Source organism: Sandarakinorhabdus oryzae (assembly GCF_009733735.1).
GTDB lineage: Bacteria > Pseudomonadota > Alphaproteobacteria > Sphingomonadales > Sphingomonadaceae > Sandarakinorhabdus > Sandarakinorhabdus oryzae.
Genome location: NZ_WNJP01000202.1, coordinates 1 through 4,443, shown reverse-complemented (window position 1 = coordinate 4,443; position 4,443 = coordinate 1). Strand labels below are relative to the sequence as shown.

Annotated in this window: 5 protein-coding genes; 1 reads left to right on the top strand and 4 read right to left on the bottom strand. The window is 68.8% G+C overall.

The window, feature by feature from the left end:
* The 3 genes from GJ693_RS14115 to GJ693_RS14105 form a co-directional block, all read right to left on the bottom strand.
* A partial coding sequence (locus tag GJ693_RS14115; RefSeq protein WP_156256914.1) for an esterase-like activity of phytase family protein occupies window positions 1-852 on the bottom strand: 852 nt, incomplete at its 3' end.
* A gap of 12 nt (window positions 853-864) precedes the next feature.
* Entirely contained in the window at window positions 865-1,329 is a 465-nt protein-coding gene (locus GJ693_RS14110; RefSeq protein WP_156256913.1) for a DUF2846 domain-containing protein, read from the bottom strand.
* Window positions 1,326-1,838 (bottom strand): hypothetical protein, encoded by a 513-nt coding sequence (locus GJ693_RS14105; RefSeq protein WP_156256912.1) that lies wholly within the window; start codon window positions 1,836-1,838, stop codon window positions 1,326-1,328. Before GJ693_RS14105 ends, GJ693_RS14110 begins: the two co-directional genes overlap by 4 nt.
* 159 nt (window positions 1,839-1,997) lie before the next feature.
* Here GJ693_RS14105 and recQ point away from each other — a divergent pair, with 159 nt between their 5' ends.
* Window positions 1,998-3,824: a DNA helicase RecQ gene (gene recQ / locus GJ693_RS14100; RefSeq protein WP_156256911.1), complete on the top strand. Its 1,827-nt coding sequence runs from the start codon at window positions 1,998-2,000 to the stop codon at window positions 3,822-3,824.
* Here recQ and GJ693_RS14095 read toward each other — a convergent pair.
* The coding region (locus tag GJ693_RS14095; protein WP_156256910.1) for a glycine zipper 2TM domain-containing protein at window positions 3,813-4,443 on the bottom strand (631 nt) is incomplete at its 5' end. The two genes, recQ and GJ693_RS14095, sit on opposite strands and share 12 nt — an antisense overlap.

The following is a 4,443-nucleotide window of genomic DNA, read 5'->3' as shown; positions in this document are numbered from 1 at the left end:
CGCCCCGCCCCGCCCCCAGCGCGCCAGTTCGCGAGCCGGCGCGGCGCTGCCGCCGGCCAGCACTGGTGCCAGGTCAACCAGGCTGATAGCCGCCGCGGTTTCCACCCCTGTGTAGCGGCGGTGCAGCAGCAGCAGGTGGGTCTCATCCAGCAGCACCGCATCGGTGGGGGCAAAGCCATCAACCGGATCAATCAGGATCGGTCGCGTGGTGCCATCCGGCGCGATCAGCAGCGCGGTGATGGCGCCATCGGCGGTGGGCGCATTTTCAGCTATCCACACCAGGCTGCCATCGCCCAGCACCGCCAGCGCCTCGCCGCCGCCGTTGGGCGGCCAGCCCATGGTATCGGTGCGATAGAGCGGCGCCCCGGCCGCCACCAGCGGCGGGCCATGGCCGGCAAAGCGCAGGATACGGTGCTGCTGTTCAAGGCTGACAAGCGTTTCCCCATTCGGCGCCAACGCCACCGCCTCGGCATCGCGATCGGCCTTGTCGCTGCCCGGCATGGATATGCTGCCCATTTCGCCGGTGGCCGAACCGGGCCGCATCAGCAGCCAGTCGCCCGCATCGCTGATCGCCAGCAGCCGGCCATCGGGCAGCGCGGCGAGGCCGGAGAGCCCGCCAAACGCCTTGTCAGGGCTGCTGAGCGCCACGGCGCTGGCCAACCGGAACGGGCCGATGGTCGTGCCGGCGCCGGGCAGGCTTGTGGCGCTGATCGCCACCGTGCGCTGCACGCTGGCCGCCACCGCCAGCGGCGGCCGCAGTTCGGTCCACAGGATCCAGCCGGCAGCCAGCACCAGCGCGCCCGAGAACAGCCCGGTCAACAGGCTGCCCAGCGACTGGCGCCAGCCGCTCATGCCAGGCCTCGCTTATTTCTTGTCGTCTTTCTTGTCGTCATCCTTGTCGTCCTGCGGCTCGACAAGCTTCAGCTTGCCGGCGCCCTTGTCAAATTCGTCCTTGGTGCTGGGCGCCAGGTTGGGGCGGCCGGCCAAGATGCCCATGCGGATGTTGCACTTGGCATATTGGGTTTCGCCGGCTTCCACCTCGACGTTCAGCGTGTCCTTGGCTTCGCTCGACACGGTATAGGTGTGGGCGCCCGGCGTCGTGACCTGGACGAAATATTTGCCCGGGGGCAGCCGCGACACGCGGGCGCCGTTTTCCGAAACGGCGCAGGAAATCAGCGGGCCGATGCCGCCGCGCCGGAAGAACACGATCTGACCCTTGCCTTCCGGCGGGGGCGCGATGGTGATCGGCGTTGGCGGCGCCTTCTCGGCCGCAAGCGCGGGGCTGGCGAGCAGCGCGAAGGCCGCGGCAAGCTGGATCGTCGTCTTCATGGTCTGGGCTCCTGGGGTTGAACTTGCGGCGCGGCGGGCGGCCACGGCGTGTTTTCGGCGGTCATCGCCGTCAGCGCCGTCCCGGCCGGCACCTCGCGATTGCCGCCGTTGATCAGAAAACCGATCGGCCCGGCCGCCACGCCGACGGCCAGCGCCAGGTCGGTGCGTTCGGTCGCGTGCGGCGGCGCGATCTTCAGGCTGCGCAGCTTCAGGCAGGCGCCGTTCACATCGAGACAGCGCGCGGCGAGAATCAGCTCACCGGCCCGGCCCGCGGCGCCAGCCTTTTGGGCATGAACGATCTCGCCATGGCCCGGCGTGCCGGCCGGCAGGTCAATGCCCGGCAGGCGCACGGCTTCGGCCAGCTTGATCGCAAAACGGTCGCCGCGCCTGGCCGTCTTGGTGGTGACGGCATCCACCATTTCCAGCTTCAGCGGGGTCAGCGCCGGCAGCACCACGGCCGCTTCGGCCGGCGGGGCTGCGGGTTCGACAGGCGCTGGGGGTGGCGGCACGGATGGCGGCGGGCTGGCCGGCGCCGTGGCCTGAAATGCTGCAAGGGCAGCGAGCAAAATCAGGCGCATAAAGTGATGGCCAACCGATTTTAAGGTTTTCGTTGGCCTCAGGCTGGCAGAGGCGGTGGCGCTTGGCAAGCGGTCTGGTAAGGATGCGCCATGTCGTTTGCGCCTGCCGATCTTGCTGCCACCCCAACGGCGCCACGCGCGCGTGACATCCTGCATCGCGTGTTCGGTCATGCCGATTTTCGCGGACCGCAGGAACAGATCATCAGCGACGTCATCGCCGGCCGCGATTGCCTGGCCATCATGCCGACCGGATCGGGCAAATCGCTGTGCTACCAGGTGCCGGCGCTGGTGCGGCCCGGCACGGCGCTAGTGATCTCACCGCTGATCGCGCTGATGGAAGACCAGGTGCGCGCCTTGACCGCCCAGGGGGTGCGCGCTGCGACGCTGAACAGCCAGTCCGCCGACAGCGGCCAGGTGTGGCGCGACTTCGTCGATGGCCAGCTCGATCTTCTCTATGTCTCGCCGGAACGGGCGCTTTCGGATGGCTTTGGCCAGATGGTGCAGCGCACGGAAATCGCGCTGATCGCCATCGATGAAGCGCATTGCGTGTCGCAATGGGGCCATGATTTTCGCCCCGAATATCGCCGGCTGCGACCGTTCTGCGATGCCCTGCCCGGCGTGCCGCGCATCGCGCTGACCGCCACCGCCGATCGCGAAACCCGCGCCGACATCGCCCGGCAACTGGGCATCGCTGATGATCGCATCACCCTCTCGGGCTTTGACCGGCCCAACATCCGTTATGACGTGACCGGGCGCGACAATCTGCGCCGGCAGATCCTCGCCTTCATGGCCGGGCAGGCCGGCCAGGCCGGCATCATTTATGCCCCCACCCGCGCCGGCACCGAAACGATCTGCGGCTGGCTGGTGGAGGCGGGTTATCGCGCGCGCCCCTATCACGCCGGCCTGGAAGCCGGCATCCGCAGCCGGCACCAGGCCGATTTCGTCGCCTCCGAAGACATGGTGATGGTGGCCACCATCGCCTTTGGCATGGGCATCAACAAGCCCGACGTGCGCTTCGTGCTGCACGCCGGCCTGCCCAAATCGATCGAGGCCTATTACCAGGAAACCGGCCGCGCCGGCCGCGATGGCGATCCGGCGGTGGCGCAGCTGATCTGGGGCGGCGAGGATGTCGCCCGGCTGCGCAGTTTCATCGCGGCGAGCGACGGCACGGAAGCGTTCAAGGCCAACGAGGTGCGCCGCATGAACGCGCTGATCGCCTTTCTCGAAACCGCGGGCTGTCGGCGCCAGGAACTGCTGCGCTATTTCGGCGAAACCGCGCCGGCGACATGCGGGAATTGCGACAATTGCCTCAACCCGCCGCGCCTGGTTGACGCCACCGAAGCCGCGCGCAAGCTGCTGTCGGCCGTGTATCGCACCGGTCAGCGCTTTGGCGTGGCGCATTTGCTCGACGTGCTGAACGGCAAGCCATCGGAAAAGGTGGTGAAGTTCGGCCACGAACGGTCGAGTGTGTTCGGCATCGGCAAGGACTGGCCGGCTGACCAGTGGAAGAGCCTGGCGCGCCAGCTGGAGGCGATGGACGCGCTGGAGCGTGATCCCGAAGGCGGCGGGCTGGTGCTGGGCCCGGCGGCGCGCGCCATCCTGAAGGGCGAGGTGGCGATCAATCTGAAGCAGGTGGAGCCACGCGCCGCCCGGCCGGGCAAGGCCAGCAACAGCGCCGCCGTGGCCGAAGTCGCCCCGCAGGACCGTTCATTGTTCGAAGCCCTGCGGTCCTTGCGGCGGCAATTGGCGGCCGATGCCGGGGTGCCGCCCTATATCGTGTTTTCCGATGCGACGCTGCGCGCGATGGCGGCGCGCCGGCCACAGACGATGGCCGACATGGCGCGCATTCCCGGCGTGGGCGCCGTCAAGCTGGAAAGCTGGGGGCCAGCCTTCCTGACAGCGGTATCAGCAGCCTGAGCGTTCGATGGCGCTGCCGGCGATGGCGCCAACCACGCCGCCGATGATCACGCCCGGCGTGCGATCCCAGCGATTGCCCAGGCCATAGCCCAGCGTGGCGCCAGTGACGCCGCCAATCAGCGCGCCGCTGCCATTGGACCGGCACCGGCCATAATAGCTGCTGCCGTAATAACCACCGTAGGGCCGGCCATAGTAGCCACCGTAGGGCCGGCCATAATAGCCGCCATAGGGACGGCCATAATAGCCACCGCCACCCCAGCCGCCGCCATAGATGACGACCGGCGGGCGATAATAGGCGCGCGGGCGATAGCCGCCCCAGCCATGATAGACCGGATAGCCGCCCCAGCCGCCACGATAACCACCCCAGCCGCCGCGCCGGTCATCCCAGTCACCACGGCCCCAGCGTCCACGATGATCATCCCAGTCACCGCGGCCCCAACCGCCGCGCCGGTCATCCCAGCCGCCGCGGCCATAGCCGCCACGATCCCAGCCACCACGACCGCCATGCCAGCCGGCAAGCACCACACCGCCCTGCGGCCCGCTGCTCCAGCCGCCGTCCTGCATGGTCATCGCCGCCGGCACGATGGCGCCGCCAGCCGGGACGGCCGTGCCCTGCCAG

What these genes read in the sequence shown, in the direction of transcription:
- recQ (WP_156256911.1), top strand. Translation starts at nt 1,998, where the DNA reads ATGTCGTTTGCGCCTGCCGATCTTGCTGCCACCCCAACGGCGCCACGC.
- GJ693_RS14110 (WP_156256913.1), bottom strand. Translation starts at nt 1,329, where the DNA reads ATGAAGACGACGATCCAGCTTGCCGCGGCCTTCGCGCTGCTCGCCAGC.